Source organism: Ruegeria sp. AB11 (assembly GCF_056536325.1).
Genome location: NZ_JBQFJO010000001.1, coordinates 1152028 through 1177447 on the forward strand (window position 1 = coordinate 1152028; position 25420 = coordinate 1177447).

The window sequence follows — 25420 nt, forward strand, 5'->3', positions numbered from 1 at the left end:
GGAGCGCAACGATGGCCTTCAAACTGACCGATTACGAAGCCTATGACTTCGCCAACCGCCGCCATATCGGGCCCAGCCCGACGGAGATGCGCGACATGCTCAAGGTGATCGGCTTCAAGACACTGGACCAGCTGATCGACGCCACCGTCCCGCCTGCGATCCGGCAGAAAGAGCCGCTGGACTGGGGCCCGGCGATGACGGAACGCGACGCTCTGTTCCACATGAAAGAGGTGGCGAGCAAGAACAAGGTTCTGACCTCGCTGATTGGTCAGGGATATTATGGCACCACCACGCCGGCGCCGATCCTGCGCAACATCCCAAAACCCGGTGGTACGGCCTATACGCCCTATCAGCCCGAGATCAGCCAGGGCCGCCTTGAGGCGCTGTTGAACTTCCAGACCATGGTCAGCGACCTGACCGGGCTGGATGTGGCCAACGCCTCGCTGCTGGACGAAGCCACAGCTGCGGCGGAAGCGATGGCCATGGCCAAGCGCGGTGGTCGGTCCAAGGCCAACAATGCAGCCTTCTTTGTCGACAAGAACTGCCACCCGCAGACCATCGCGGTCATTAAAACCCGGGCCGAGCCTCTGGGCATCGAAGTGCAGGTGGCCGATCCGGACACGCTGGATGCAGGCGCGGTCTTTGGCGCGATCTTCCAGTATCCCGGCACCCACGGCCATGTGCGTGACTTCACCGCCGAGATCGCGGCGCTGCATGAGCACAAGGCCATCGCAATTGTCGCCGCCGATATCCTGTCGCTGGCGCTGCTCAAGTCACCGGGTGAGATGGGCGCCGACATTGCCATCGGCTCGACCCAGCGCTTTGGCGTTCCGATGGGCTATGGTGGCCCGCACGCCGCCTATATGGCGACCACCGACAAGCTGAAGCGCTCGATGCCGGGCCGGATCATCGGTGTCAGCATCGACAGCCGCGGCAACAAGGCCTATCGCCCGCTGCAGACCCGCGAGCAGCATATCCGCCGCGAGAAAGCCAACTCGAACGTTTGCACTGCGCAGGCGCTGCTGGCGGTGATTGCTTCGATGTATGCGGTGTATCACGGCCCCGACGGCATCAAGGCCATCGCGCAATCGGTGCACCGCAAGACCTCGCGCATGGCTGCCGGTCTGGAAGAGGCAGGCTTTGCCGTCGAACCCGAGGTATTCTTCGACACGATCACGGTTGAGGTTGGCCATCTGCAGAACGTCGTGATGGAGGCCGCCGTGGCCCGCGGTGTGAACCTGCGTAAAGTGGGCGACACGAAAGTGGGCATTAGCCTGGACGAACAGACCCGGCCCGAGACCATCGAGGCGGTCTGGGGGGCCTTTGGCATCGACCGCAAGGATGACAGCTCGAACAAGCAGTACCGCCTGCCGGATTACGCGCTGCGCGAAAGCGAATACCTGACCCATCCGATCTTCCACAAGAACCGGGCCGAGGCCGAGATCACCCGCTATATGCGCCGTCTGGCCGACCGCGACCTGGCGCTGGACCGGGCGATGATCCCGCTGGGCTCGTGCACCATGAAGCTGAACGCCACGATCGAGATGATCCCGGTCACCTGGCCCGAGTTCGGCAACCTGCACCCGTTTGTGCCGCAAGATCAGGCGCAGGGCTATCACGAGATGATCGACGATCTGAACGACAAGCTGTGCCAGATCACCGGCTATGACGCGATCTCGCAGCAGCCCAACTCGGGCGCGCAGGGTGAGTACGCGGGCCTTCTGACCATCCGCAATTATCACTTCGCTCGTGGCGAGGGGCAGCGCAATGTCTGCCTGATCCCAACCTCGGCGCATGGCACCAACCCGGCCTCGGCCCAGATGGTCGGCTGGCAGGTTGTGCCGGTGCAGGCGGATGACAAGGGCAACATTGACCTGAACGACTTCCGCGCCAAGGCGGAAAAGCACTCGGATCATCTGGCCGCCTGCATGATCACCTATCCATCCACCCATGGCGTGTTCGAGACCACCGTGCAGGAGGTCTGCCAGATCACCCATGATCACGGCGGTCAGGTCTATATCGACGGCGCCAACATGAACGCCATGGTTGGCGCGCGTCCGGGCGATGTGGGCGGTGACGTCAGCCACCTGAACCTGCACAAGACCTTCTGCATCCCGCATGGCGGCGGCGGCCCCGGCATGGGCCCGATCGGCGTCAAGGCGCACCTGACCGAGCACCTGCCCGGCCACCCGGAATACGGCACCGCCGTGGGCCCGGTCTCAGCCGCACCCTTTGGCTCGCCCTCGATCCTGCCGGTCTCATGGGCCTATGTGTTGCTGATGGGCGGCGCAGGTCTGACCCCAGGCCACGAAAGTGGCAATCCTGAACGCCAACTACATAGCGGCGCGGCTCAAGGATGCCTACCCGATCCTCTACACGTCGGACACGGGCCGGGTGGCGCATGAATGCATCCTCGACACCCGTCCGCTGGACGAGGCCGCGCATGTCAGCGTCGATGACATTGCCAAGCGCGCCTGGTCGATTCAGGCTTCCACGCCCCAACCATGTCCTGGCCGGTGGCCGGAACCCTGATGGTGGAGCCCACGGAATCGGAGCCCATGGACGAGCTCGACCGCTTCTGCGAGGCCATGCTGTCCATTCGGGCCGAGGCGCAGGATATCATCGACGGCAAGATCGATGCGGAAAACAACCCGCTGAAAAACGCCCCCCACACGGTGCGCGATCTGGTCGGCAGCTGGGACCGCCCCTACACACGCGAACAGGCCTGCTTCCCTCCGGGCTCCATGGGCGTCGACAAATACTGGTCCCCCGTCAACCGCGTCGACAACGCATACGGTGACAGAAACCTCATCTGCACATGCCCGCCAATGTCAGAATACGAAGAAGCCGCAGAGTAAACTCTCAAAACCCCGCCGGACTACCGGCGGGTTTTTCGCTCATCGGAAACCTCTGTCCCGATTTGATACCCTTTAAGATGTCGTTTTTAACGGTCGATGGGTCTTTTTCGCTTGCTGCAGGTGCGAAGGAGCCATACCCCTATCCGTGGGACACCCCTCCCCAACGAGGGGCGTGTATCTGGAAGGGTAATACAGATGACAATTGAACAACCGGCGACGCGGCCGGCCAATCCGCGTTTTTCTTCGGGCCCTTGTGCCAAACCCCCCACATTTGATCTGACCAAACTGGCGGATGCGGCCTTGGGCCGTTCACATCGTGCTGCTGTTGGTAAGGACAAGCTGAAGGCGGCCATTGAAGGCACGCGCGAGATTCTGGGTATTCCAGCGGATTATCGCATCGGCATCGTGCCTGCCTCAGACACCGGTGCGGTTGAGATGGCGCTGTGGTCGCTTCTGGGTGAGCGCAAGGTCGAGATGCTGGCCTGGGAAAGCTTTGGCGCGGGTTGGGTGACCGATGTGGTCAAGCAGCTGAAAATCGACGCGGATGTGAAAACTGCCGATTACGGGCAAATCGTCGATCTCGCGTCCGTCGATTTCGCCAATGATGTAGTGTTTACTTGGAACGGTACCACCTCGGGTGTGCGGGTTCCGAATGGCGACTGGATTGCTGATGATCGTCAGGGTCTGACGATTTGTGATGCGACCTCGGCAGCGTTTGCGATGGATCTGCCTTGGGACAAGCTGGATGTGACCACTTTTAGTTGGCAGAAAGTGCTGGGTGGAGAGGCTGCGCATGGGATGCTAATCCTGTCGCCCCGCGCCGTTCAGCGGCTTGAAAATTATACCCCGGCATGGCCATTGCCGAAGATTTTCCGCCTTACCAAGGCGGGCAAGCTAATCGAGGGCATTTTCAACGGAGCAACGATCAACACGCCCTCGATGCTGGCGGTCGAAGACTACTTGTTCGCTTTGGACTGGGCGCGCTCGGTTGGCGGCTTGCAAGGCCTGATCGCCCGCGCGGATGCCAATGCGGGTGCGGTGCATGCGTTCTGCGATCAAAACGACTGGATCGGCAATTTGGCCGAGGACGTAGCGACACGATCGAACACTTCAGTTTGTCTTAAGTTCACCGACACGCGTATTCAGGATGGTTCGGCTTTTGCCAAGGCCGTGGCCAAACGGCTCGAAGCCGAAAACATCGCACTGGATATCGGTGCCTATCGCGATGCCCCTGCGGGTTTGCGCATCTGGTGCGGTGGCACGGTCGAGACCTCGGATATTGAGGCGATGTTGCCATGGCTCGCATGGGCCTTCGAGACCGAAATCGCGGCGCAGACTGAAGCTGCCTGATGTTATTGCCGGGCCACCCAAGGCCCGGCGCTTCCATACAATTCAAGGACCAAAGATATGGCCCCCAAAGTACTCGTATCTGACAAGCTCAGCGAAACCGCTGTGCAGATCTTCCGTGATCGCGGCATTGATGTGGATTTCATGCCCGATCTGGGTAAGGACAAAGACAAATTGGCCGAGGTAATCGGCCAGTATGATGGCCTTGCGATCCGCTCGGCCACCAAGGTCACGCCAACCATTCTTGATAAAGCGGACAAGCTTAAAGTCATTGGCCGTGCTGGGATCGGCACCGATAATATCGACAAGGATGCGGCGTCGAAAAAAGGTGTGATCGTGATGAACACGCCATTCGGCAACATGATCACTACAGCCGAGCACGCCATTGCGATGATGTTCGCGGTCGCACGACAAATTCCCGAGGCCAGCACCTCGACCCATGCTGGCAAGTGGGAAAAGTCCAAGTTCATGGGGATCGAGCTGACCAACAAAACACTCGGCGTGATCGGCGCGGGTAATATCGGCGGCATCGTTTGCGAGCGTGCGCTGGGGCTAAAGATGAGGGTTGTCGCCTATGATCCCTATCTCGGCGAAGAGAAAGCCGCGCAGATGGGAGTGGAAAAGGTTGAGCTGGATGAACTGCTGTCGCGTGCTGACTTTATTACTCTGCACGTGCCGCTGACCGACCAGACTAGTAACATTCTGAGCCGTGAGAACCTTGCCAAAACCAAACCCGGTGTGCGCATCATCAACTGTGCCCGTGGCGGGCTGGTTGACGAAGACGCGCTGGCCGAGGCGTTGCAATCGGGACATGTCGCCGGGGCGGCTTTTGATGTGTTCAGCGAGGAGCCTGCCAAAGAGAACGCGCTGTTCAATCTGCCCAATGTGGTGTGCACACCTCACCTTGGCGCTGCAACGACCGAAGCGCAGGAGAACGTGGCGTTGCAGGTGGCCGAGCAAATTTCGAACTACCTGCTGACCGGCGCGGTAGAAAACGCGCTGAACATGCCAAGCGTTACGGCGGAAGAGGCCAAGGTCATGGGGCCATGGATCAAGTTGGCTGGCCATTTGGGCAGTTTCATTGGTCAGATGACGGACGAACCGATCAAGGCGATCAACATCCTTTATGATGGCGTTGCGGCCGAGATGAACCTGGCGGCGCTGAACTGTTCGGTGATCGCTGGAATCATGAAGAAATTCAACCCCGAGGTGAATATGGTTTCTGCTCCGGTCGTGGCCAAAGAGCGGGGGATTCAAATCTCGACCACCAATCAGGATAAGTCCGGAGCCTTTGAAGGCTATATCAAGGTGACCGTCGTGACCGGGAAACGCGAACGTTCGATCGGGGGAACCGTGTTCAGTGACGGCAAGCCGCGCTTTATTCAGATCAAAGGCATCAATATCGACGCCGAGGTTGGCGCCCACATGCTTTATACCACCAACGAGGATGTGCCAGGCATCATCGGTGCCTTGGGGCAAACTATGGGCACGCATGGTGTGAACATCGCGAACTTTACCCTTGGTCGTGCTGAGGCGGGAGGCGAAGCGATCGCGCTGCTATACGTCGACGAACCAGTTCCGGCTGAAGCGCGCGCGCAGCTGGCGGAAACCGGTCTGTTTACCCAGATCAAGCCACTGGAGTTTGAGGTGGCCTGAGTGTCGCTGTTGAATTTCTGAAACAGATTGATGCCCGGGCTTATGCAAAGCGCGGGCATCGCCTTTTCAAAGAGTCGTATTTGCGTCAGAAGTGCAGCAATCGCAGATGCCCGAGGGGAACCAGATGACCAACCCGATCTACGCAATCGGTGATTTGCACGGGCGTGTGGACGAGTTTGACCGCGCATTGTCGCTGATCGAGCGCGATGGTGGTCAGGACGCCGAAATCGTGTTTTTGGGTGATTACGTCGATCGAGGCCCAGACAGCAGGGGCGTCATCGACCGTTTGATCGCGGGACGTGATGCAGGCAGGCGTTGGGTCACCCTGCTGGGCAATCATGACCGGATGTTTTCGTGGTTTTTGGAGGATGTGCCACGTCATGATCCGCATATGTTGGTGGGGTATCATTGGCTGCACGAGCGGTTGGGTGGTGTCGAAACACTTCAAAGCTATGACGTGTTCTTCGATCAGCAGACGCGCCTAGAGGATCTACATGCCATTGCACGGGGCGCGGTTCCTGTGGCGCATCGGATGTTTCTGCAGGGGCTCGTGGCCATGCATCAGACGCCAGAGATTGCGTTTGTTCACGCAGGTATCCGGCCCGGAATACCGCTGAGCGAACAACGGGAAAATGATCTGGTGTGGATCAGGCAGAGCTTTCACAATCACCGTGGCCCGCATCCGAAGCTTATCGTCCATGGACATACGCCTGTGGATCAGGCGACGCATTATGGTAATCGCATCAATCTGGATAGCGGTGCAGGGTATGGCCGCCCGGTAGGCGTTGCGGTGTTTGAAGGTCGGGATTGCTGGTTGCTGACGGACAAGGCCCGCGTTGCGCTTTTGCCCTGACGATCAGGACTGTGTGAACAGGTCTTTGCAGCGGTCACGCAGGATGTTTTTTTGCACCTTGCCCATTGTATTGCGCGGCAGTTCGTTAAGCAGGATCAGTTGGCGGGGATGTTTAAAACGGGCCAAAGCACCCTGTATCGTATCCTTGATCGCTTCGATATCAGGCGTCTGACCGGGGGTCGGAACCAGAATGCCAACCGGGGTTTCTCCAAAATCCGGGTGGGGTACGCCGATCACCGCGCTTTCCAGCACGCCGGGTTGTTCATCCAGCAGCAGCTCGATCTCTTTAGGGTAAATGTTGTACCCCCCTGAGATGATCAGGTCGTTCCCGCGTCCGACGATGTGGACATATCCATCCTCGTCGATCCGTCCCAGATCACCGGTGATGAAGAACCCATTTTCGCGCAGTTCGGCGGCGGTTTTCTCGGGCATTTGCCAATAGCCCTGAAACACGTTGGGGCCGCGTACTTCGATGATCCCGATTTCACCACTTGGCAGAGTCTCCCCCGATTCAGGGTCCGTGACCTTCAATTCGACATCTGGCAAGGGAAATCCAACGGTTCCTGCGCGACGCTCGCCGTCATAGGGGTTTGACGTGTTCATATTGGTTTCGGTCATGCCATAGCGTTCCAGAATGCGATGGCCCGTTCGGTCTTCGAATTGGACATGCGTTTCTGCCAGCAAGGGGGCAGAGCCTGAAATAAACAGCCGCATATCTTGGGTCAGCTGACGTGTGAACCGGTCGTCGCTTAGCAGCCGGGTGTAGAAGGTAGGCACGCCCATCATCGTTGTCGCCTGCGGCATCAGGCGTAGCATGTCGTCCAGATCGAATTTCGGCAGAAAGATCATCGATCCACCCGAGGCGAGCATGACATTGGTCGCAACAAACAGCCCATGGGTGTGAAAAACCGGAAGTGCGTGGAGCAGCACGTCGCTGTTGGCAAACCGCCACTCGTTTACCAGAGTCTCCGCGTTCGATAACAGATTGGCTTGCGTCAGCATCGCCCCTTTCGAACGTCCCGTCGTGCCCGAAGTATAGAGGAAAGCGGCCAGATCGTCCTCGGTCCGGCGGACCGGTTCAAAGGCAGGAAGCATCCCTAAGGCACGCCGTGTCAGGCTGCCCGAACCGTCCGCGTTCAGCGTCTCTAACCGGGCGTTGTTCTTTTGTGCAATATCAGCAAGCCCAGCCTCGTTGGTCGCGTCGCAGACCACCAGAGATGCGCCGCTGTTTTCGATGAAATAGCTCAGCTCTTGCGTCGTATAGCCGGTGTTCAGCGGAAGAAAGATCAGCCCGGCTTGCGCGCAGGCGGCATAAAGTGCCAGTGCTTCGGCGGATTTTTCCAACTGCACTGCGACACGGTCGCCCGGTTCCAGTTCCAGTCCGGTCAGCGCATTGGCCAAACGGGCTGCCGTGTCCAGAAACGCGGCATGGGTCAGTGTCTGACCATCGGCGAGATGCAGAAACGGCGTGTCCTTGCCCGCATGAATGCCAAACAAACGATCATAAAGCGGGTTGCCCATCCCGGTTTCCTTTCCATCCGACGCTGGAACTCTGTCTCGTAAATGGCAGGGGGTAAAGCCCGGAAAATCAGAATTCGGTGGTCATCCGGTAGCCCGCTGCAAAATACATTTTGGCGAAGGTCACCGGCTGACCTTGCAGCCATGTGATGCGCTCTGCCGTAAAGATGGGCTCTCCTTCGGACACATCCAAAAATCCGGCCAATGTGGCGTCAGCGCGGCTGGCTAGAAATGTCAGCTCGACATTTGTGAAAGGGACAGTTTGCACCAGCCAGTCATTCGGTCCGATACTTGAGAAATTGGCCTGTTCCACTTGCGGTACGCTGTCGATCACGATCCAGCGGTCCTCGAACTGAAAGGGTGTGTTGGTGGAAAAATGCATGCATCGCACATGCATGACTCGCTGATCCACGCGCAGGGCCAGACGAGCCGTCAGCCAATCGGGAGCGGTCTGTGTTTCCTGCGATACCAGCGCATAGCGATAGGAGCCGCCCGCAGCTTCAATCTCATCACGGACCAGTGGAATGGTGAATCGTGCCTGACGCAGCGGAGCGCTGAGAACCCGGGTGCCCGCCTTTCTACGCCTTTCCAGAAACCCTTCATCCGCCAGTTCCCGCAGCGCACGGTTGACTGTGGTGCGGGTGCACGAAAATTCCACCGCAAGCTCTTGCTCATTGGGAAGCAGGGCATCCGGTTGCCATTCGCCGGATCGGATGCGTTGCAGGACGGTTTGCTTAATGTCTTTATAGCTGGTGGTATCGCTTGTCTGGGTCATGATTCAAAGGTCCGCCAGCAGGTCACTCATCGCCGCGCGATAATTGGTCAGGATCGCATCGCGAGCGATGTGCCGCCCGCCGCACACTTGATGTCGCCCGGCAGACCACAAATCGGTCACAGTTCCGTCTGGCGCCGCAAAGCAGAGCCCGTCAAGCAGTTGATCGTCGCGCAGACTGCACAGAGTTGGGTGGCTGCGATCGATGGCAACCAGATCGGCAAGGTGACCCACAGCTATATTTCCAGCCGCGCGCCCAAGGGCTTGCGCTCCACCTCGTGCGGCCCCGGTATAAAGAGCCTGACCAACCGATCCTTCGCCGCGCACCAAAACCGTGCGCGCTTTGTCACGCAACCTTTGTGAATATTCCAGCGTCCGCAACTCCTCAGGCAGTGAAATGCGTACATTCGAGTCTGATCCGACACCAAAGGCACCTCCGGCGTCGGTATAAACAGCCCCATTGAAGATGCCATCGCCCAGATTGGCCTCGGTGATCGGGCAGAGACCGGCGACCGCTCCGGATTGGGCGACGGCGCGGGTTTCATCGTCGGTCATGTGGGTGGCGTGGATCAGGCACCAGCGCTCGTTCACGTCTGCGTTGTTCAACAACCAATCCACCGGACGCTGACCCAGAGCGGTCTCGACATCCGCGACCTCCTTCACTTGTTCCGAGATATGGATATGCACCGGGCCGTTAGGAGTTGCCTTGAGCACCTGCTGCAGATCATCCGGTGAGGTCGCGCGCAAGGAATGCGGCGCGATGCCAATCTGACTATCTGCGTGGGGCAGAAGCGGTTGGCATTCTTCAGTAAGCTGCAAAAACCGATCCACATCATTGCTGAAGCGTAACTGAACACCTGTCAACGGCTCTTGTTTGACGCCGCCATAGGTGTAGAGCACCGGCAGATGCGTCAGGCCAATCCCGGTTTGGCTTGCTGCCGAAAAGATGCGCTGGCTCAGCTCGGAAAGCTGCGTATAGGGCGCACCGCCGGGTTGGTGGTGGACATAGTGAAATTCCCCGACCGAGGCATACCCGGCCTCCTGCATTTCCATGAAAACCAGTGCAGCGATGGCTTCGATGTGCTCTGGGGTGAGGCGATCCAGAAAGCGGTACATCAGGGTGCGCCAGGTCCAAAAGCTTTCGCGCCCGGCAGCGCGGGTTTCGGTCATACCGGCCATGGCGCGCTGAAAGGAGTGGCTGTGCAGGTTGGCCAAAGCGGGAAGCAGGACATCGACACGGGTGTCGCTTGGATGGGCGTCTTTCCCGTGTTCCAGCTTCGTGATCCGGCCGTGTTCGATTTCAACCCGAAGATCGCTAACCCAGTCAGAGCCTAACAGGGCCGTTTTGGCATGAACCGTCATCGCAATTCCATTTTGTGTAGACTTTATGTATTTACATGTATACGAAAAAATCAAGCGCAGGGGGAGCCCAAAAGAATCGCCATGACAAAAAAAACCGTTCTTTGCTGTAAACAGGTGGCCACCATGGGGGGCGACCAGCCCTATGGGATGATTGAGGATGGCGCGATAGCCGTCGAAGGATCACAGATCGTCTGGGTGGGCAGTCAATCTGAAGTTCCAGCAGCTTATGCTAAATGGCAGCGTGTTGATTACGGTGACCGACTGATCACGCCCGGGCTGATTGATGCCCACACCCATGTAGTATTCGGCGGTAACCGCGCGGTAGAGTTCGAGATGCGCCTAAACGGAGCGACCTACGAGGAAATCGCGCGCGCGGGCGGGGGCATCCTGTCGACCGTAAACGGGACGCGAGCTGCCTCGGAAGATGAACTGCTTGCAGGTGCTCTTCCGCGCGTGGATGCGCTGTTGGCCGAAGGTGTGTCCTGCATCGAAGTGAAATCCGGCTATGGGCTCGATGCCGGATCTGAACTGCGCATGCTGCGTGCCGCGCGCCGGATTGCGCAGGAGCGGCCCGTTCGGGTTAACACCAGCTTTCTGGGCGCACACGCCACTCCGCCGGAATTTGCGGGCCGCGACGATGCCTATATCGATGAGGTTTGCATTCCGACCCTACGCGCGGCCCATGCCGAAGGACTGGTGGACGCGGTGGATGGGTTCTGCGAAGGCATTGCGTTTGACCCCACACAGATCGAACGGGTTTTTGTTGTCGCGCAAGAGCTTGGCTTGCCGGTGAAGCTGCATGCTGAGCAGTTGTCTAACCTCGGCGGGGCAAAGCTGGCGGCAGCCTACGGGGCTCTGTCCGCTGATCATATCGAGTATCTGGACGCCGACGGTGTTGCCGCCATGGCCACCGCCGGAACGGTTGCGGTCCTTTTGCCCGGCGCATTCTACACGCTGCGCGAGACGCAGATGCCGCCAGTTGAGATGTTGCGCCAGCAGAATGTGCCAATGGCGCTGGCGACCGATTGCAATCCGGGGTCATCACCGCTGACCTCTCTGCTTTTGACGATGAACATGGGTTGTACCTTGTTTCGCATGACACCCGAGGAAGCCCTGGCAGGTGTCACCCGCGTCGCGGCCCGCGCTTTGGGTCTGGATGATACGGGCATGATCGCACCCGGTTTGCGTGCTGATCTCGCTGTTTGGGACATCTCCCATCCGGCCGAACTGTCCTATCGCATCGGTTTCAACCCGCTGCACAAACGTATTTTTGGAGGTGAGGAATGACTCCCCTACCGCTCACTCCGGGCCAGGTGTCGCTGGATCAATTGGCCGAGATTTATTGGACCGAGGCCGCGATCTCGTTGGATGATGCCTGCCGACCCAAGGTAGACGCCGCTGCGGCTCGTATAGCGCAAGCCGCCGAAGGGACTGAGCCCGTCTATGGCGTGAATACCGGCTTCGGTAAGCTGGCGAGCCATAAGATTGCGTCCAAGGACACCTCGACCCTGCAGCGCAACCTGATCCTCAGCCATTGTTGCGGGGTGGGCCCTGCGGTGCCGCGTCGTCTGGCGCGGCTGATGATGTCGCTCAAGCTGCTGTCCTTCGGGCGCGGAGCGTCGGGGGTTCGCTGGGAGCTTGTCGAATTGTTGCAACAAATGCTGGCCCGCGGTGTGGCGCCCGTGATCCCGGCGCAGGGTTCGGTCGGCGCGTCAGGTGATCTGGCGCCCTTGGCGCATATGACCGCAGTGGTGATCGGCGAGGGCGAGGCAGAGGTAAACGGCACCGTCATGCCGGGTGCGGAGGCTTTGAAAACAGTTGGGCTAGAGCCGATTCAACTTGGCCCAAAGGAAGGTCTTGCGTTCATCAATGGGACGCAATTTTCGACCGCCTTTGCGTTGGCCGGTTTGTTCGAGGGCTGGCGTTCGGCGCAAAACGCGTTGGTGATTTCGGCGGCCTCAACGGATGCGATCATGGGCTCCACCGCCCCTCTGCAACCCGAAATTCACGCGCTGCGCGGCCATCGCGGCCAGATCGAGGCGGCGGCGGCAATGCGGGCCACTTTGGACGGCTCTGAAATCCGCGAAAGCCATCGCGATGGGGATACTCGCGTTCAGGACCCATACTGCATTCGTTGCCAGCCACAGGTGACGGGCGCGGCGATGGACGTAATCCGGCAAGCTGCCGCAACACTGGTGATCGAGGCCAACGCGGCCACCGACAATCCACTGGTTCTGACCGATCCGGATGCCATCGTATCGGGCGGGAACTTCCACGCTGAGCCGGTGGGTTTTGCAGCCGATATGATCGCACTGGCCCTGTCCGAAATTGGAGCAATCGCTCAGCGCCGGATCGCGCTGATGGTTGATCCGACGCTCAGCTTCGATCTGCCGCCTTTCCTGACGCCAGAACCAGGGCTGAACTCGGGCCTGATGATCGCCGAGGTCACTACGGCCGCTCTGATGAGCGAGAACAAGCATCTGGCCAACCCCTGCGTGACGGACAGCACGCCGACATCGGCTAATCAGGAAGACCACGTCTCGATGGCTGCCCATGGGGCGCGGCGGCTGAGCCGGATGGTGGACAATCTGAACTATATTTTGGGGATCGAATTGCTCTGCGCCGCGCAAGGCATCGAGTTTCGTGCGCCTCTGGTTACCAGCAAAGCACTGAACAGTGTAGTTGGGCGCCTGCGCGAGGACATCCCGTCGCTAGGCGATGATCGCTATCTGGCGCCCGAGTTGGAGACGGCGAAGTCGCTGGTCGAAAGCGGCGCTGTTCTACAGGCGGCTGCTCTGACTATGCCGGAGCTGTCGTGATGCAGGTGTTCAGCGTTCAGCGTGGCGATGGACCTATCGTTCTGGGACAGCCGCATGGCGGCACGTTTGTACCTGACGACATTGCCGCGCGACTGAACGCGAACGGGCAAAATCTGGCGGATACGGATTGGCACATCAACAAGCTCTACGATGGGTTGGTGGCCAATGCGACGGTCGTGCAATCTCATGTCCACCGTTATGTGATCGACGCCAACCGAGACCCTGCGGGCGCATCATTATATCCGGGGCAGAACACGACAACATTGGTGCCATTGACCGATTTTGACGGTCAGACGATCTGGGCAGAAGAGCAAGAGCCCTCTGCCGATGAGATTGAGGCGCGACGCATCGCCTACCACGCGCCCTACCACAACGCGCTTGAGCAAGAGCTTGAAAGGGTGCGGGCAAAACACGGGGTTGCGATCCTGTTTGACTGCCACTCGATCCGCAGCAAGATCCCGTTCCTGTTCGAAGGCACCCTGCCGGATATGAACATCGGCACCGATGGTGGCGTGACCTGCGCCCCCGGCATCGAGGCCGCGGCCTACGAATTTTCGCATTCCTCCCCCTACAGCGCCGTCCTGAACGGGCGGTTCCGAGGGGGCTGGACGACCCGCCACTATGGCCGCCCGAATGAAGGCCTGCACGCGATCCAGATGGAGCTGGCGCAATCAACCTATCTTTCCACCGAAACCCCTCCGTGGGCGTTTGACGACAAGAAAGCCGAACGCCTGCGTCGCTGGTTGGTGGATATTCTCGACGCCATCCAAGACACTGCATTGGAGCTTTGACATGACCGATCCTCGCAAGAATACCCGCGATATCTATCCGCCCACCGGCCCCGAACTGAACGCAAAAAGCTGGGTGACCGAAGCGCCATTGCGGATGATGATGAACAACCTGCATCCGGATGTGGCCGAAAACCCGCATGAGCTGGTGGTTTATGGAGGCATCGGTCGGGCGGCGCGGACATGGAACGATTTCGACCGGATCGTCGCAGGGCTGAAGGATCTCGAAGAGGATGAAACCCTGATTGTCCAGTCGGGCAAACCGGTGGCGATCATTCGTACTCATAAAGATGCACCGCGCGTTCTAATCGCCAACTCGAACATCGTGCCGCATTGGGCCAATTGGGATCATTTTAACGAGCTCGATAAGAAGGGCTTGATGATGTACGGCCAGATGACGGCTGGGTCGTGGATCTATATCGGTACGCAGGGCATCGTTCAGGGCACCTATGAGACCTTTGCCGAGGCAGGTCGTCAGCACTATGGCGGTGACCTTACTGGCAAGTGGATTCTGACCGGTGGTCTGGGCGGCATGGGTGGCGCACAGCCTCTAGCAGCGGTGTTTGCCGGTGCCAGTTGTCTGGCAGTTGAGTGCAATCCAGACTCGATCGATTTCCGCCTGCGCACCAAGTATCTCGACAAAAAAGCCGAAACGCTGGACGAAGCGCTTGAGATGATCGACCGCTCGACAAAGGCGGGCGAGGCGAAATCTGTGGGTCTGCTGGGCAATGCGGCGGAGGTGTTCCCCGAGATTTACGCGCGGATGCAGGCCGGTGGCATGCGCCCCGATATCGTCACTGACCAAACCAGCGCCCATGACCCGATCAATGGTTACCTACCGATCGGTTGGAGCATGGCACAGTGGAAGGACAAACGAGAGACTGAACCTAAGTCGGTTGAAAAGGCTGCCCGCGCGTCGATGAAGCAGCATGTCGCTGCGATGGTCGATTTCTGGAACGCGGGCGTTCCGACGCTGGATTACGGCAACAACATCCGACAGGTGGCTCAAGACGAAGGTCTTGAGAACGCCTTTGCGTTCCCCGGCTTTGTTCCCGCCTATATTCGCCCGTTGTTCTGCAAAGGCATCGGCCCGTTCCGCTGGTGTGCCTTGTCTGGTGACCCCGAGGATATTTACAAGACTGACGCCAAAATAAAGGAATTGTTCCCCGAGAACGAGCACCTGCATCGCTGGCTCGACATGGCGCAAGAACGCATCGCGTTTCAAGGCCTTCCGGCGCGTATCTGCTGGATCGGTCTCGGGGATCGCCATCGCGCCGGATTGGCATTCAACGAAATGGTGGCCAATGGCGAGCTGAAAGCGCCGGTTGTTATTGGGCGAGACCATCTGGACTCGGGCTCGGTCGCCAGCCCAAACCGCGAGACCGAGGCGATGCTGGATGGCTCAGACGCTGTGTCGGACTGGCCGCTGCTGAATGCGCTGATCAATACGGCCAGCGGTGCGACCTGGGTTTCGTTGCATCATGGCGGCGGCGTGGGTATGGGCTTTAGCCAGCATGCAGGTGTGGTGATCTGTGCAGATGGCACCGAAGATGCCGCACGGCGCCTGGAGCGGGTGTTGTGGAACGATCCCGCCTCGGGGGTGTGGCGCCACGCGGATGCGGGGTACGAGATCGCCAAAGACTGCGCCCGCGAACATGGGCTGCGGCTGCCAGGTATTCTGGGCTAGATCAAACTGCCTCTGGCGAAAATGCTGCACCTGCGATATCTCGCGGGTGCGCAAATCGGAGGCCTGACATGTACGTAGCCACTCTGCTGACCAACCCGGCGGCCCCTTCGCTAGAGGCAACGCTGGTCGAGTCATTGCGGAATGCTTGGGGCGGGGGTGAGGCAAGCTGGCTCAGCCCCGATGAGGCGGCTGAGTTTTCCTTGCTAGATATTCCCGACAATCGCTGGGAGGTATGGGCCGACTTGCAGCAGATGGGCGTGGACCTGGTCGTGCAGAAGGCCGAAGGCCGCCGGAAAAAGATGCTGTTGGCTGATATGGACAGCACCATGATCCAACAGGAATGCATCGACGAACTGGCTGATGAGGCTGGTGTGGGCGATCGCGTCAAGGACATCACCGCGCGCGCGATGAATGGCGAACTGGATTTCGAAGGTGCGCTGACCGAGCGCGTCGGCCTGTTGAAGGGGCTGGATGAAGGCGTGATCGGCAAGGTTCTTGAGGAACGGATCACGCTGATGCCCGGCGGTAAGGCCTTACTTTCCACGATGCGCGCGAATGGTGCCTACGCCGCTTTGGTATCGGGTGGTTTTACCGCTTTTACAGCCAAGGTCGCCGAAGAGCTTGGGTTCGATGAGAACCGGGCGAATACATTGCTGGCAGAGGATGGAAAGCTTACCGGCTACGTGAAGCGGCCCATATTGGGGCGACAGGCCAAAATCGAGGCATTGGAGCAGATCACGGCCAGCCTTGGCATTTTAGAAAGTGATGCAATCGCTGTTGGTGACGGTGCCAATGATCTGGGAATGTTGGGCCGCGCGGGCACGGGTGTTGCGCTGCACGCCAAGCCCTCGGTCGCTGCCGAATGTGATGTCCGCGTAAATCACGGCGATCTGACGGCGTTGTTGTATCTGCAGGGCTACAGCAGGTCAGAGATTCACGGCCTCTAAAAGGCTTTCTTTAATTTAACACTTATGTTAAATAAGGCCATGAACACGCTTCTGGCCACATTCTCCGCTTTGTCCGATGCCACTCGGTTTTCGATTGTCGAGCAACTGATGGACGAGGGCGAACTGCCCGTCGGCGACCTGATTGAAGGCAAGGGCATGTCAGGGGCTGCGATCTCGCGTCACCTAAAGGTCCTGCGCGAGGCCGGTCTGGTGCAACAACGGGTGCGCGGCACGCAGCGGATGTATTCGGTGCAGCCCGAGGGTCTACGTGCAATTGCCGAGTGGACGATTTCGAAACGACAATTTTGGGAAAGCAGCCTCGACCGTTTGGGCGAACTTATTGAAAAGGAGAACTCATGGCCGACCTGAAACTGGAACGAGATTTTCCCGTCAGCCCCGAGGACCTGTTCGCATGGGTTAGCGATGGCGCAAAGCTGCTGCAGTGGTGGGGGCCTGAGGGTCTGCATGTGCCGGAACATGATCTCGATTTTTCGCGCATTGGTCCGTGGTATTCGGTGATGCAGAATGGCGAGGGCCAGCAATTCAAGGTTTCGGGGCACGTCACCCATATCGATCGGCCAAAATCGGTTGGATTTACATGGGCATGGCACGACGATCAGGATCAGCGCGGTGCCGAAAGCCATGTAACCTTCTCGGTTTCCGCAACCGACAGCGGATCACGGCTGGTGGTCGATCATCGCGAGCTTGTTGATGCCGAGTCGGCCACGAACCACAACGAAGGCTGGACGTCTTCGCTGCGCAAGCTCGAAGCCCTTTGCACATAGGTTTTCATCAGGGAGGAGCGATATGCCCCAATATTTGTTTGTTTATCACGGGGGCCACACCCCAACCGATCCCGCCGAGGTAGAAGCGACTATGGCCGCCTGGGGTGCCTGGTTTCAGGACATTGGCGGTTCGCTTGAGATTCCCGGAAATCCTGTGGGTCAATCCTATACGGTCAGCAGTGGCGGGGTCGAAGACAATGGCGGCGCCAATCCGGCCTCGGGGTTTACGGTTGTAAAGGCTGATAGCATCGAAGCCGCAACCGTAATGGCCAAGGGCTGCCCTATGGTGGTGAACGGCTCAGGCTCGGTCGAAGTGGCCGAGGTGCACGAGATCGAGATGTAAGTCTTAGCCGGGGAAGTCCGGCGCGGGCTTGATCACACCACATTCCAGTCCGCGACGGCTGTATTGCTTGGCGTTCATGAATTTGCGGGTGGCCGGGTGATCGGCCGCCAGCACGCCCAAGCTTACCAGAATGGCCGCGATGGCGCATTCGCTGGCGCGGGTCGTGCCATCCGTGATTTTCAGCGCTACACCCATTCTCTTCTCGGGAATGATGGCGACAAAGACGGCTTCGGCCCCTGTTTTGATTGCCACGCGTCCATTCATCGCGCGCATTAATTCGGTACAGGCGCGGGTTTCTCCGGCGACAAGTTCGGGGTGCTTCACCATCGCCGCCGTAAGCTGCGATGCTGCTTCGCTGGAGCGGTCTGACCGGTCAGCGGCTGACGCAAACCATGCCATTGATCGCGCAAGTCCGACCAGGGACGTCGCAAAATTCGGGGCTGAGCAACCATCGATCCCAAAGGTTGGGCTCGTCTCACCTGTGGTCTCTTCGATGGCAGACAGGCAGGCCTGCTGAACCGGGTGATCGATTTCAAGATATTCAGGCCCGGCCCCCATATGCTGCGCCAAAGTCAGGAAACCGCAATGCTTGCCTGAGCAATTGTTGTGTATCTGGCAGGGCGTATCGTCCGCCAGGATGAGTCCGTCTCGGGCTGCCATGTCAGCGGGTTCCTGCGGGCCGCAGCGCAGATCGGGCTCGGACAGGCCGAGGTGATCGAGCCATGCGGACACGCGATCGGTATGGATATGCGCCCCGTTATGCGAGGCACAGGCCAGTGCCAGATGTTCGCTGTTCAAACCGTATTTCGCCGCCGCACCCGAGGTGATCAACGGCAGGGCCTGGATCATTTTGGCCGAGGAACGGGGATAGATTATCGCGTTCGGATCCCCCCAACTGCGCACGATCTGACCACTATCGTCACAGATCACTGCGTGACCCAGATGCAGGCTCTCTAATAGCGATCCGCGCCAGAGTTCTGTCATCGGTACGGCTTGTGTCATGTCCACCCCATAAATCATGCGCAAAAATCTGCCAATCGCCCTTTCGCCTGTGGCGAAACCTGCGTTAGTGTGTGTATGTCGACAATCATCGGAATACGCAACTGAACAGACGAACCGGCAGGGTTCGCACGCATGTCCGATGGGTATGAGGTATTAGGTCGGGCTAGGAGGCTGGACAGATGGGACTAAAGCTCGTTCGCGTGATCGCGGGCCTGTGTATGGCAGGAATGGCGACAACGGCAATTGCTCAGCAGGCGACCAGTACGAACCGCGTCGCGGCAAAGACCGATTGGAGCGTGTTTGTCGAAGAAGACCCCACCGAATGCTGGAGCGTTTCCGCGCCCAAGGAAACAGTGAACACACGCGGTGGCCGCGTCGTTTCTGTGCGGCGCAGCGATATCCTGCTGTTTGTGTTCTACCGCCCAAATGCTGAGGTCAAAGGGCAAGTGACCTTTACCGGCGGCTATCCGTTTGCCTCTGGATCGACTGTCAATCTACTTGTCGATGGCAGCGAATTCGAACTGTTCACGGATGGCGAATGGGCGTGGCCTGCAACCGCCTCGGACGATGCCAAGATCGTCACGGCTATGAAGCGCGGAAGCGAAGCCGTGCTGACTGCCCGTTCGGAACGTGGAACACAGACCAAAGATACGTTCTCATTGCTGGGTTTCACGGCCGCGATCGAAGACGCTGAAAAGCGCTGCACGAACTGATGTGCATACAGATAGGACCTTGAAGCCCCGCTATCCGGCGGGGTTTTCTACGTATGGGTAGATCTTTTGGTTTTATTGGAAATTTACTCAACGTCGGAATGTGTTTTTGATCCTTGTCAAAGCCGACTTCACAAATTTCTGAACTAATCAGTTTAGATCAATTTGAGGAGTTGGTAATGAATCCAAACAAATATCTGTCCGCGCTTTTGGTGGCGTCTGCGGTGATCCTTGCAGGATGCGAGAAGGAAGCGGAAACTTATCCAATTACGGGTGAGCAATGTGGACCGGAAGATCCCGTAAAAACTCTGGATGCAGAAGATTGCTACATCCCACCTGCAGTAAACTGACAAAAATGGACCGCTGAGGTTTCTGCCTTGGCGGTCCAACTTGATTGGGCGTGGGTTTTGATCTGTGATAGACAGGTGTCTCTGTCAGGAGGATCGACGGATGCGACGGGCTATTGTTTTTCTGCTGTTTCCCATGTCCGCTGTTGCGGACCCAACAATGGAGTGTATCGACGCCGGATCGCAGGTTGAGATTGGGTCTTGTGTTTCGGACATGGAAACGCGCGTGAATGCCGCGATAGACTCCAACTATTCCTTGGCACTTGGCGCTGCAAAAGAACTGGATGACGTAACCGGTCATGCTGTCGCCACGCCCGCGCTGGAGGCATCGCAAAACGCGTGGACAGCTTATCGCGATGCACATTGCGAAGCGGTGGGTACGTCATTTGGTGGTGGATCAGGCACCGGCATTGCCATCACTGCGTGCCGCGTTGATCTTGGGCGGGCACGTGTTGACGAATTGCTGCGCTATGCAAATTGATGCACGATTTCTTTTGATCTTTGTGCGCGTTCCTATATAGAGGCGCATCCCAAGCCAGAATCCATTGAGATAGCCACATGTCGCCCAAAGCGCCGATCACTCAAGATGTCATGACCATCCCCCGCAAATTGCCCGAGGGGAAGGTGAACCTTGTTGGCCTCACCCGTGATCAATTGCGCGATGTGCTGATTGAGCATGGTACACCGGAAAAGCAGGCAAAGATGCGCACCGGCCAGATCTGGCAGTGGATCTATCAATGGGGTGTGCGCGATTTTGGTGAGATGACCAACCTCGCCAAAGCTTATCGGGCACAACTTGCCGAGAATTTCGTAATTGAAATCCCCGAAGTCGTGACCCGTCAGGTGTCCGAGGACGGCACACGCAAATACCTGTGTCGCATCGCGGGTGGGCACGAAGTAGAGGTTGTTTACATCCCCGAAGAAGATCGCGGTACGCTGTGCATCTCGTCTCAGGTCGGTTGCACGCTGACCTGCTCCTTCTGTCATACGGGTACACAGAAACTAGTGCGCAATCTGACTGCGGCAGAGATAGTCGGGCAGGTCATGATGGCGCGTGACGATCTTGAGGAATGGCCGATACCCGGTGCCCCCAAAGACGAGACACGGCTGTTGTCGAATATCGTGCTGATGGGTATGGGCGAGCCGCTCTATAATTTTGAAAATGTCCGTGACGCGATGAAGATTGCCATGGACCCCGAAGGAATTTCTCTGTCGCGCCGACGTATTACCCTGTCGACTTCGGGTGTGGTGCCTGAAATTGAACGTACCGCCAAGGAAATTGGCTGCCTATTGGCGATCTCGTTCCACGCCACAACCGATGAAACCCGCGACGTGCTGGTGCCAATCAACAAGCGCTGGAACATCGAAGAGCTGCTGCAGGCACTGGCCAGCTACCCCAATGCCTCGAACTCCGAGCGAATTACGTTTGAATACGTGATGCTGCATGGCGTGAACGACAGCGATGAGGACGCGCATCGACTGATCGAGCACATCAAGCGCCATAAGATTCCGGCCAAAATCAACCTGATTCCGTTCAACGAATGGCCCGGCGCGCCTTACAAGCGTAGCTCGAACAATCGCATCCGAGCCTTTGCCAATATCATCTATCAGGCGGGTTATGCCTCACCCATCCGTAAAACCCGCGGTGAGGATATCATGGCTGCCTGCGGGCAGTTGAAATCGGCCACCGAACGCGCCCGAAAATCGCGCAAGCAGATTGAGGCCGAGGCTGGCCTGAACCGTTAGATTCCGCAGATTGTCCGCCATTACGATAAACTTAATAAATTGAATGCTGTTTTGGCATTCAGAATTTGCTATGTTTAAGGGGCATCTGCTCCGGTTGGGGGGTCACTAGCAAACACAAAGTAGTGAAGTTGCTGGGGCGGTGCTGGCAACACTATTTAAGGCCGCTATCATTTTTTCGAACTTAATGCGGCATTTCGGCGAACTGATCAGTCAGGGAGGCCATAGAATGATTACAAGACACCTGCCGATCGTTAAGATCGTGCTGTTTGTTGCGGTGTTGGGGCTTATTTCTGTTGCGGGAAATGCACAGAACAACGATCAGGATGCTCATCTGGCCATTGAAAACCCGGCTGATCTGTCCAAGGAAGATGCTCAGGCTCATTACAAATCTCTGTCCCGGCGCATGGCACGAGGCTATGCCGCAGCCCAGTTGGACGTGCTTTTGAACTATCAAGCCTGGCCGCTGTTCAACGATGCGCCGTATATCTCGGCCACCCATGGGCAGCGCTATGTCAACAGCTACGCCAATCGCATGGCGCATAATTACGGAACCTTGCAGGAAGGTGAGGTTTTGCCTGTGGGCTCGGTTCTGGCCAAAGACAGCATGACCGTCACCGATGAGGGTAAGGTGCATCCGGGTGCCTTGTTCGTGATGGAAAAACTACCGGCGGGTACCAACCCTGAGACAGCAGATTGGCGATACATCATGGTGATGCCGGATGGTTCGCTGTTTGGCGACACGATGGGCTTTCGCGCGTCCGAGGTCGATTACTGCCATGTCTGCCACGAGGCAGTTGCTGACAGGGATTATACGTTTTACGTGCCTGAAGAGTATCGCGTCGAGAACTGAACTTCAGCTTGCTGGTAAGGTCAGTTCGGTGGCCTCACTGCGGCTAAGTTGCTCACCCTGCTTGCGTTTGGACAGAACCTCGCGTGCACGCGCGTATTTCTCATCCTGCCAGAAGATCAAACAGCCGTTGCAGCCTTTGCCGCAACACCCTTCGGTTCCTATGCGATTGGTTTTGAAGCGGCGTTTGTTGCCGTCTTCTCCGATTTTCTCAATCAGTTCATCGCGGCGGCGCGCATAAGCTTTGGCGTTGTCACGACCCGAGGTTTCCAGCCCTTGCACCAGCTTGTCGAACCGAATGCGGCTCCAGTGTTCGTCGGTCATGGCGCGTTCCTTGCGCAGAACCGAGTAGACTGGGAAACGCGCGCGTAAATCTTCGATATCCTCGTGATCGAACAGAGTGAATGGTACGCGGATGATTGTCTTGGTGCTTCCATGCACCACGTCTAGTCTCGCGCCATCTTGGGCGCGTTCGAAGTTATAAACCCGTAACAACACGGTATCGCGTGAAATCGGAGAGACGAAGTCTAACACATCCCCAGGTTCCAGCTTGTTTTTCACCTCGACTAGAAAGGCATCCTCGGTCACTTCAGTGACGATTCCCGCATATTCCCACTGCGCGATAGACGCGGTGTGCTCGTAATCATGTGCGTAGTTTGTCAGTCGGCCTTCGTGGAAGGCAAGCGTGTAGCCTCGGTTCCCGACGGTTTCGAGTTCACGCATGTAAGGTTTCGGGTCCCAGTTCTCGGGGTCGGCGTGATAATCGTCGATGGCCATACGATAGGCGCGCGCGACGATGGCAGCATAGTATTCCGACTTGCCGCGCCCTTCGACCTTCAGGCTGTCGACGCCGATCTTCAGGTATTCATCCAGTTTCGGCATGATGCACAGATCGCGGGAATTGAGTATGTAAGACCCTCGATCATCCTCTTCGATGGGCATCAGATCGCCGGGGCGGCAGCCTTCTTCCAAAAGGAATTCGAACAGGTCGGCGTTTTCTTCGGTTATACGAAGCTCCTGATGTGTTCCGTCTTTGAGACGCAGTTTCAAGCCATAGTTCCAGCGGCAGGAATTGGCGCAGTTGCCTTGGTTCGCTCCGCGTTCGGCCATGAAATTCGATAGCAGGCAGCGGCCCGAATAGGTCATGCACATGGCGCCGTGGACGAATGCCTCAAGCTTGATGTCGGGGCATTTCTCGCGAATCTCAACCAGTTCGGGGTATGAGACTTCGCGTGCCAGTACCACAAGCTCAGCCCCTTGATCCTGCCAGAACTTCACCGAAAGCCACGAACAGATATTGGCTTGCGTCGAGATATGCAGCGGCAGTTCCGGTGCCCGTTCGCGGACGTATTGGAACACGCCGGGATCAGCGATGATTAGCCCGTCGGGCTTCACCTTGCGGACCGTGTCGACGTATTCATCCAGCTTCGGGATGTCTTTATTGTGCGAGAACAAGTTCAGCGTCAGGTACGCGCGCCGGCCATGGCTATGGCAGAACTCGACGCCCTCGATCACTTCTTCCAGCGAGAACTCGGATTTCGTCCGCAGCGACATATCGGGTGTGCCCAGATAAACCGCATCCGCGCCATATAGGATGGCGAGTTTTAACTTGCGTAGATTGCCCGCAGGCATCAGCAATTCGGATCTGGACTGGGTCATAGGGATACCGGGCTAAGGATCAAGGGCGTCTTCTACGCCAAAACCCCTGTGCCCAAAACCCCGTTACCTGCGACTGAACCGCGCTGTGCCGATGACCTCGATCAGTTGTTTTCGAACAGGTTCCGGTTGCGCCTCGACCGCGTTCAGCACCTCGCGCAATTCGGCGCGCAGCCCATGCATCTGGTCGATCAGCGAGATCATCATCGACAGTGCGTCGGCCTCCATATCGTACTGGTCATGCAGCTCGCATGCCAGTTCCAGTCGGGCAACGTCAATGCGCTGATATCGCAGCCCTTGCTCCGATTGCTCGGGGATCACGATCTCAGCTGCCAGATATTCGGTCAGGCGATCCGAAGTCAGGCGGGCGATGGTTTCGATCAGTTCGGCTTCGGTCAATGTACGGCTCATGTCGGCATTCCTTTGCGCGGATCATAGCTGTGGGTTTCGCGCCATGTCTCCATGAATTGCTTCAATTCATCGTCTACCTTGTTTGGCATTGCGACGGTCAATTCGATGAACTGATCCCCCCTATCGGACGAACCGCGCTTCTTGACCCCTTTGCCACGCAGGCGCAGTGTTTTGCCGCTGCTGGTCCCTGCAGGGACACTGACATTGACGCCCCCGTCGATGGTGGGCGCTTGGACCTTGCCGCCCAATACCGCCTCGTCAATGGTGATGGGTAAAGTAATGTGGATGTCATCGCCCTGACGGTCAAACACCGGATGATCCGCAACCGAGATGTTGACCAGCGCATCCCCGGGAGGGCCTCCACCATATCCCGGTGCCCCCTTGCCACGCAGGCGGATGGTTTGACCGGTCGTGATGCCCGCCGGTATCTTCACTTCAATCCGGTTCCCATCCGGTAGGGTCAGCTTTTGGCTGGCGCCGAATACGGCATCCAGAAAACTGATCTGCAGTGAGTAATTCAGGTTGTGCCCTGGCGCGTGGAACTCTTGTGTTCGTTGGCCATAACCACCCCGCCCGCGCATGAACTCGGCGAAGATGTCGGACATGTCGTCTTGCTCAGTCGAATACCCGCGATAGGGGTTGCCTGCAGCTTCGGCATAGTCCCGATAATATTGCTGCTGTGGACGTTCCTGACCGGACGCATCAATTTCGCCATTGTCATAGCGTTTGCGTGTTTCGGGATCTTTCAACAGGTCATAAGCGGCGGCGGCGGCTTTGAACTTGGCTTCGGCTTCCGCATCACCCGGCTTAAGGTCCGGGTGACACTCCTTCGCGATCTTCCGGTAGGCTTTCTTGATTTCGGCATCGCTGGCGTCTTTGGCGACACCAAGAACGGTATAGGGATCGTCGCTCATATTGCCTCTCGTCGATGTAGGTATGGTCTGGCCTTGATGAAGGTATTTTATC

The 25420-nt window shown here is 58.0% G+C and carries 23 protein-coding genes and 1 pseudogene; 17 read left to right on the forward strand and 7 right to left on the reverse strand.

What is annotated here, in order from left to right; genetic code table 11:
* Positions 1-11 precede the first annotated feature (11 nt).
* The 4 genes and pseudogenes from gcvP (at position 12) to ACR3EJ_RS05900 (ending at position 6714) form a co-directional block, all read left to right on the forward strand.
* Positions 12-2858: pseudogene (gene gcvP, locus ACR3EJ_RS05885) on the forward strand (aminomethyl-transferring glycine dehydrogenase).
* A 195-nt stretch (positions 2859-3053) separates the two neighbouring features.
* On the forward strand, positions 3054-4208 hold the full coding sequence (locus ACR3EJ_RS05890; RefSeq protein WP_170703631.1) for a phosphoserine transaminase: 1155 nt from the start codon (positions 3054-3056) through the stop codon (positions 4206-4208).
* 57 nt (positions 4209-4265) lie between these two features.
* Complete coding sequence (serA, locus tag ACR3EJ_RS05895) at positions 4266-5861, forward strand: phosphoglycerate dehydrogenase (protein ID WP_170545433.1); 1596 nt, start codon at positions 4266-4268, stop codon at positions 5859-5861.
* A 124-nt stretch (positions 5862-5985) separates the two neighbouring features.
* Entirely contained in the window at positions 5986-6714 is a 729-nt protein-coding gene (locus tag ACR3EJ_RS05900; protein ID WP_170545430.1) for a metallophosphoesterase family protein, read from the forward strand.
* 3 nt (positions 6715-6717) lie between these two features.
* On the opposite strand, the gene ACR3EJ_RS05905 is transcribed toward ACR3EJ_RS05900, so the two are convergent.
* From ACR3EJ_RS05905 to ACR3EJ_RS05915, 3 genes are all read right to left on the reverse strand, one after another.
* The gene (locus ACR3EJ_RS05905; protein WP_480422850.1) at positions 6718-8235 is read right to left on the reverse strand and encodes a malonate--CoA ligase; all 1518 of its coding nucleotides are present in this window, start codon (positions 8233-8235) and stop codon (positions 6718-6720) included.
* Between the two features lie 67 nt (positions 8236-8302).
* Positions 8303-9007, reverse strand: coding sequence for a GntR family transcriptional regulator (locus ACR3EJ_RS05910; protein ID WP_170545424.1), 705 nt, complete (start codon positions 9005-9007; stop codon positions 8303-8305).
* Positions 9008-9010: 3 nt separating this feature from the next.
* Positions 9011-10366 carry a formimidoylglutamate deiminase gene (locus ACR3EJ_RS05915; protein ID WP_170545421.1) on the reverse strand — a complete coding sequence of 452 codons (1356 nt, stop codon included), beginning with the start codon at positions 10364-10366 and terminating at the stop codon, positions 9011-9013.
* Positions 10367-10447: 81 nt separating this feature from the next.
* On the opposite strand from ACR3EJ_RS05915, the gene hutI reads away from it, so the two are divergent.
* The 8 genes from hutI to ACR3EJ_RS05955 all read left to right on the forward strand — a co-directional run bounded on the left by hutI (position 10448) and on the right by ACR3EJ_RS05955 (position 17735).
* The gene (gene hutI / locus ACR3EJ_RS05920; protein WP_170545418.1) at positions 10448-11653 is read left to right on the forward strand and encodes an imidazolonepropionase; all 1206 of its coding nucleotides are present in this window, start codon (positions 10448-10450) and stop codon (positions 11651-11653) included.
* Positions 11650-13185, forward strand: coding sequence for a histidine ammonia-lyase (gene hutH, locus ACR3EJ_RS05925; RefSeq protein WP_170545415.1), 1536 nt, complete (start codon positions 11650-11652; stop codon positions 13183-13185). The genes hutI and hutH overlap by 4 nt, the downstream gene beginning before the upstream one ends.
* Positions 13185-13976 (forward strand): N-formylglutamate deformylase, encoded by a 792-nt coding sequence (gene hutG, locus ACR3EJ_RS05930; protein WP_170545412.1) that lies wholly within the window; start codon positions 13185-13187, stop codon positions 13974-13976. The genes hutH and hutG overlap by 1 nt, the downstream gene beginning before the upstream one ends.
* 1 nt (position 13977) lies before the next feature.
* Positions 13978-15660, forward strand: a complete 1683-nt coding sequence (gene hutU, locus ACR3EJ_RS05935; protein WP_170545409.1) for a urocanate hydratase — start codon at positions 13978-13980, stop codon at positions 15658-15660.
* 68 nt (positions 15661-15728) lie between these two features.
* Positions 15729-16607 carry a phosphoserine phosphatase SerB gene (serB, locus tag ACR3EJ_RS05940; protein ID WP_170545407.1) on the forward strand — a complete coding sequence of 293 codons (879 nt, stop codon included), beginning with the start codon at positions 15729-15731 and terminating at the stop codon, positions 16605-16607.
* 39 nt (positions 16608-16646) lie between these two features.
* On the forward strand, positions 16647-16976 hold the full coding sequence (locus ACR3EJ_RS05945; RefSeq protein ID WP_170545404.1) for a metalloregulator ArsR/SmtB family transcription factor: 330 nt from the start codon (positions 16647-16649) through the stop codon (positions 16974-16976).
* A complete protein-coding gene (locus tag ACR3EJ_RS05950) occupies positions 16964-17392 on the forward strand; it encodes an SRPBCC family protein (RefSeq protein WP_170545402.1) in 429 nt (142 codons plus the stop codon). Before ACR3EJ_RS05945 ends, ACR3EJ_RS05950 begins: the two co-directional genes overlap by 13 nt.
* Before the next feature lie 22 nt (positions 17393-17414).
* Entirely contained in the window at positions 17415-17735 is a 321-nt protein-coding gene (locus ACR3EJ_RS05955) for an autotransporter adhesin family protein (RefSeq protein ID WP_170545399.1), read from the forward strand.
* Between the two features lie 3 nt (positions 17736-17738).
* Here ACR3EJ_RS05955 and ACR3EJ_RS05960 read toward each other — a convergent pair whose 3' ends face one another.
* The gene (locus ACR3EJ_RS05960; RefSeq protein ID WP_170545396.1) at positions 17739-18737 is read right to left on the reverse strand and encodes an asparaginase; all 999 of its coding nucleotides are present in this window, start codon (positions 18735-18737) and stop codon (positions 17739-17741) included.
* Between the two features lie 179 nt (positions 18738-18916).
* Here ACR3EJ_RS05960 and ACR3EJ_RS05965 point away from each other — a divergent pair, with 179 nt between their 5' ends.
* From ACR3EJ_RS05965 to ACR3EJ_RS05985, 5 genes are all read left to right on the forward strand, one after another.
* Positions 18917-19450 carry an invasion associated locus B family protein gene (locus ACR3EJ_RS05965; protein ID WP_010440673.1) on the forward strand — a complete coding sequence of 178 codons (534 nt, stop codon included), beginning with the start codon at positions 18917-18919 and terminating at the stop codon, positions 19448-19450.
* Between the two features lie 176 nt (positions 19451-19626).
* A complete protein-coding gene (locus tag ACR3EJ_RS05970) occupies positions 19627-19797 on the forward strand; it encodes a hypothetical protein (protein WP_170545394.1) in 171 nt (56 codons plus the stop codon).
* 100 nt (positions 19798-19897) lie between these two features.
* Positions 19898-20275 (forward strand): lysozyme inhibitor LprI family protein, encoded by a 378-nt coding sequence (locus ACR3EJ_RS05975; RefSeq protein WP_170545391.1) that lies wholly within the window; start codon positions 19898-19900, stop codon positions 20273-20275.
* 77 nt (positions 20276-20352) lie between these two features.
* The gene (gene rlmN / locus ACR3EJ_RS05980) at positions 20353-21540 is read left to right on the forward strand and encodes a dual-specificity RNA methyltransferase RlmN (protein ID WP_170545388.1); all 1188 of its coding nucleotides are present in this window, start codon (positions 20353-20355) and stop codon (positions 21538-21540) included.
* Positions 21541-21766: 226 nt separating this feature from the next.
* Positions 21767-22390, forward strand: coding sequence for a cytochrome P460 family protein (locus ACR3EJ_RS05985; RefSeq protein ID WP_170545386.1), 624 nt, complete (start codon positions 21767-21769; stop codon positions 22388-22390).
* A 3-nt stretch (positions 22391-22393) separates the two neighbouring features.
* Here ACR3EJ_RS05985 and ACR3EJ_RS05990 read toward each other — a convergent pair whose 3' ends face one another.
* The 3 genes from ACR3EJ_RS05990 to ACR3EJ_RS06000 form a co-directional block, all read right to left on the reverse strand.
* Positions 22394-24046 (reverse strand): U32 family peptidase, encoded by a 1653-nt coding sequence (locus ACR3EJ_RS05990; protein ID WP_170545383.1) that lies wholly within the window; start codon positions 24044-24046, stop codon positions 22394-22396.
* A 63-nt stretch (positions 24047-24109) separates the two neighbouring features.
* Positions 24110-24454, reverse strand: coding sequence for a hypothetical protein (locus tag ACR3EJ_RS05995; RefSeq protein WP_010440680.1), 345 nt, complete (start codon positions 24452-24454; stop codon positions 24110-24112).
* Complete coding sequence (locus ACR3EJ_RS06000; RefSeq protein WP_170545380.1) at positions 24451-25368, reverse strand: DnaJ C-terminal domain-containing protein; 918 nt, start codon at positions 25366-25368, stop codon at positions 24451-24453. The genes ACR3EJ_RS05995 and ACR3EJ_RS06000 overlap by 4 nt, the downstream gene beginning before the upstream one ends.
* Positions 25369-25420: the final 52 nt, after the last annotated feature.

What these genes read in the sequence shown, in the direction of transcription:
- ACR3EJ_RS05890 (WP_170703631.1), top strand. Translation starts at nt 3,054, where the DNA reads ATGACAATTGAACAACCGGCGACGCGGCCGGCCAATCCGCGTTTTTCT.
- ACR3EJ_RS05985 (WP_170545386.1), top strand. Translation starts at nt 21,767, where the DNA reads ATGATTACAAGACACCTGCCGATCGTTAAGATCGTGCTGTTTGTTGCG.
- ACR3EJ_RS05950 (WP_170545402.1), top strand. Translation starts at nt 16,964, where the DNA reads ATGGCCGACCTGAAACTGGAACGAGATTTTCCCGTCAGCCCCGAGGAC.
- ACR3EJ_RS05905 (WP_480422850.1), bottom strand. Translation starts at nt 8,235, where the DNA reads ATGGGCAACCCGCTTTATGATCGTTTGTTTGGCATTCATGCGGGCAAG.
- ACR3EJ_RS05990 (WP_170545383.1), bottom strand. Translation starts at nt 24,046, where the DNA reads ATGACCCAGTCCAGATCCGAATTGCTGATGCCTGCGGGCAATCTACGC.
- serA (WP_170545433.1), top strand. Translation starts at nt 4,266, where the DNA reads ATGGCCCCCAAAGTACTCGTATCTGACAAGCTCAGCGAAACCGCTGTG.
- serB (WP_170545407.1), top strand. Translation starts at nt 15,729, where the DNA reads ATGTACGTAGCCACTCTGCTGACCAACCCGGCGGCCCCTTCGCTAGAG.
- ACR3EJ_RS05975 (WP_170545391.1), top strand. Translation starts at nt 19,898, where the DNA reads ATGCGACGGGCTATTGTTTTTCTGCTGTTTCCCATGTCCGCTGTTGCG.
- ACR3EJ_RS05965 (WP_010440673.1), top strand. Translation starts at nt 18,917, where the DNA reads ATGGGACTAAAGCTCGTTCGCGTGATCGCGGGCCTGTGTATGGCAGGA.
- hutH (WP_170545415.1), top strand. Translation starts at nt 11,650, where the DNA reads ATGACTCCCCTACCGCTCACTCCGGGCCAGGTGTCGCTGGATCAATTG.
- ACR3EJ_RS05910 (WP_170545424.1), bottom strand. Translation starts at nt 9,007, where the DNA reads ATGACCCAGACAAGCGATACCACCAGCTATAAAGACATTAAGCAAACC.
- ACR3EJ_RS05945 (WP_170545404.1), top strand. Translation starts at nt 16,647, where the DNA reads ATGAACACGCTTCTGGCCACATTCTCCGCTTTGTCCGATGCCACTCGG.
- ACR3EJ_RS05955 (WP_170545399.1), top strand. Translation starts at nt 17,415, where the DNA reads ATGCCCCAATATTTGTTTGTTTATCACGGGGGCCACACCCCAACCGAT.
- ACR3EJ_RS05995 (WP_010440680.1), bottom strand. Translation starts at nt 24,454, where the DNA reads ATGAGCCGTACATTGACCGAAGCCGAACTGATCGAAACCATCGCCCGC.
- ACR3EJ_RS05960 (WP_170545396.1), bottom strand. Translation starts at nt 18,737, where the DNA reads ATGACACAAGCCGTACCGATGACAGAACTCTGGCGCGGATCGCTATTA.
- ACR3EJ_RS05900 (WP_170545430.1), top strand. Translation starts at nt 5,986, where the DNA reads ATGACCAACCCGATCTACGCAATCGGTGATTTGCACGGGCGTGTGGAC.
- hutU (WP_170545409.1), top strand. Translation starts at nt 13,978, where the DNA reads ATGACCGATCCTCGCAAGAATACCCGCGATATCTATCCGCCCACCGGC.
- hutG (WP_170545412.1), top strand. Translation starts at nt 13,185, where the DNA reads ATGCAGGTGTTCAGCGTTCAGCGTGGCGATGGACCTATCGTTCTGGGA.
- ACR3EJ_RS05915 (WP_170545421.1), bottom strand. Translation starts at nt 10,366, where the DNA reads ATGACGGTTCATGCCAAAACGGCCCTGTTAGGCTCTGACTGGGTTAGC.
- ACR3EJ_RS05970 (WP_170545394.1), top strand. Translation starts at nt 19,627, where the DNA reads ATGAATCCAAACAAATATCTGTCCGCGCTTTTGGTGGCGTCTGCGGTG.
- hutI (WP_170545418.1), top strand. Translation starts at nt 10,448, where the DNA reads ATGACAAAAAAAACCGTTCTTTGCTGTAAACAGGTGGCCACCATGGGG.
- rlmN (WP_170545388.1), top strand. Translation starts at nt 20,353, where the DNA reads ATGTCGCCCAAAGCGCCGATCACTCAAGATGTCATGACCATCCCCCGC.
- ACR3EJ_RS06000 (WP_170545380.1), bottom strand. Translation starts at nt 25,368, where the DNA reads ATGAGCGACGATCCCTATACCGTTCTTGGTGTCGCCAAAGACGCCAGC.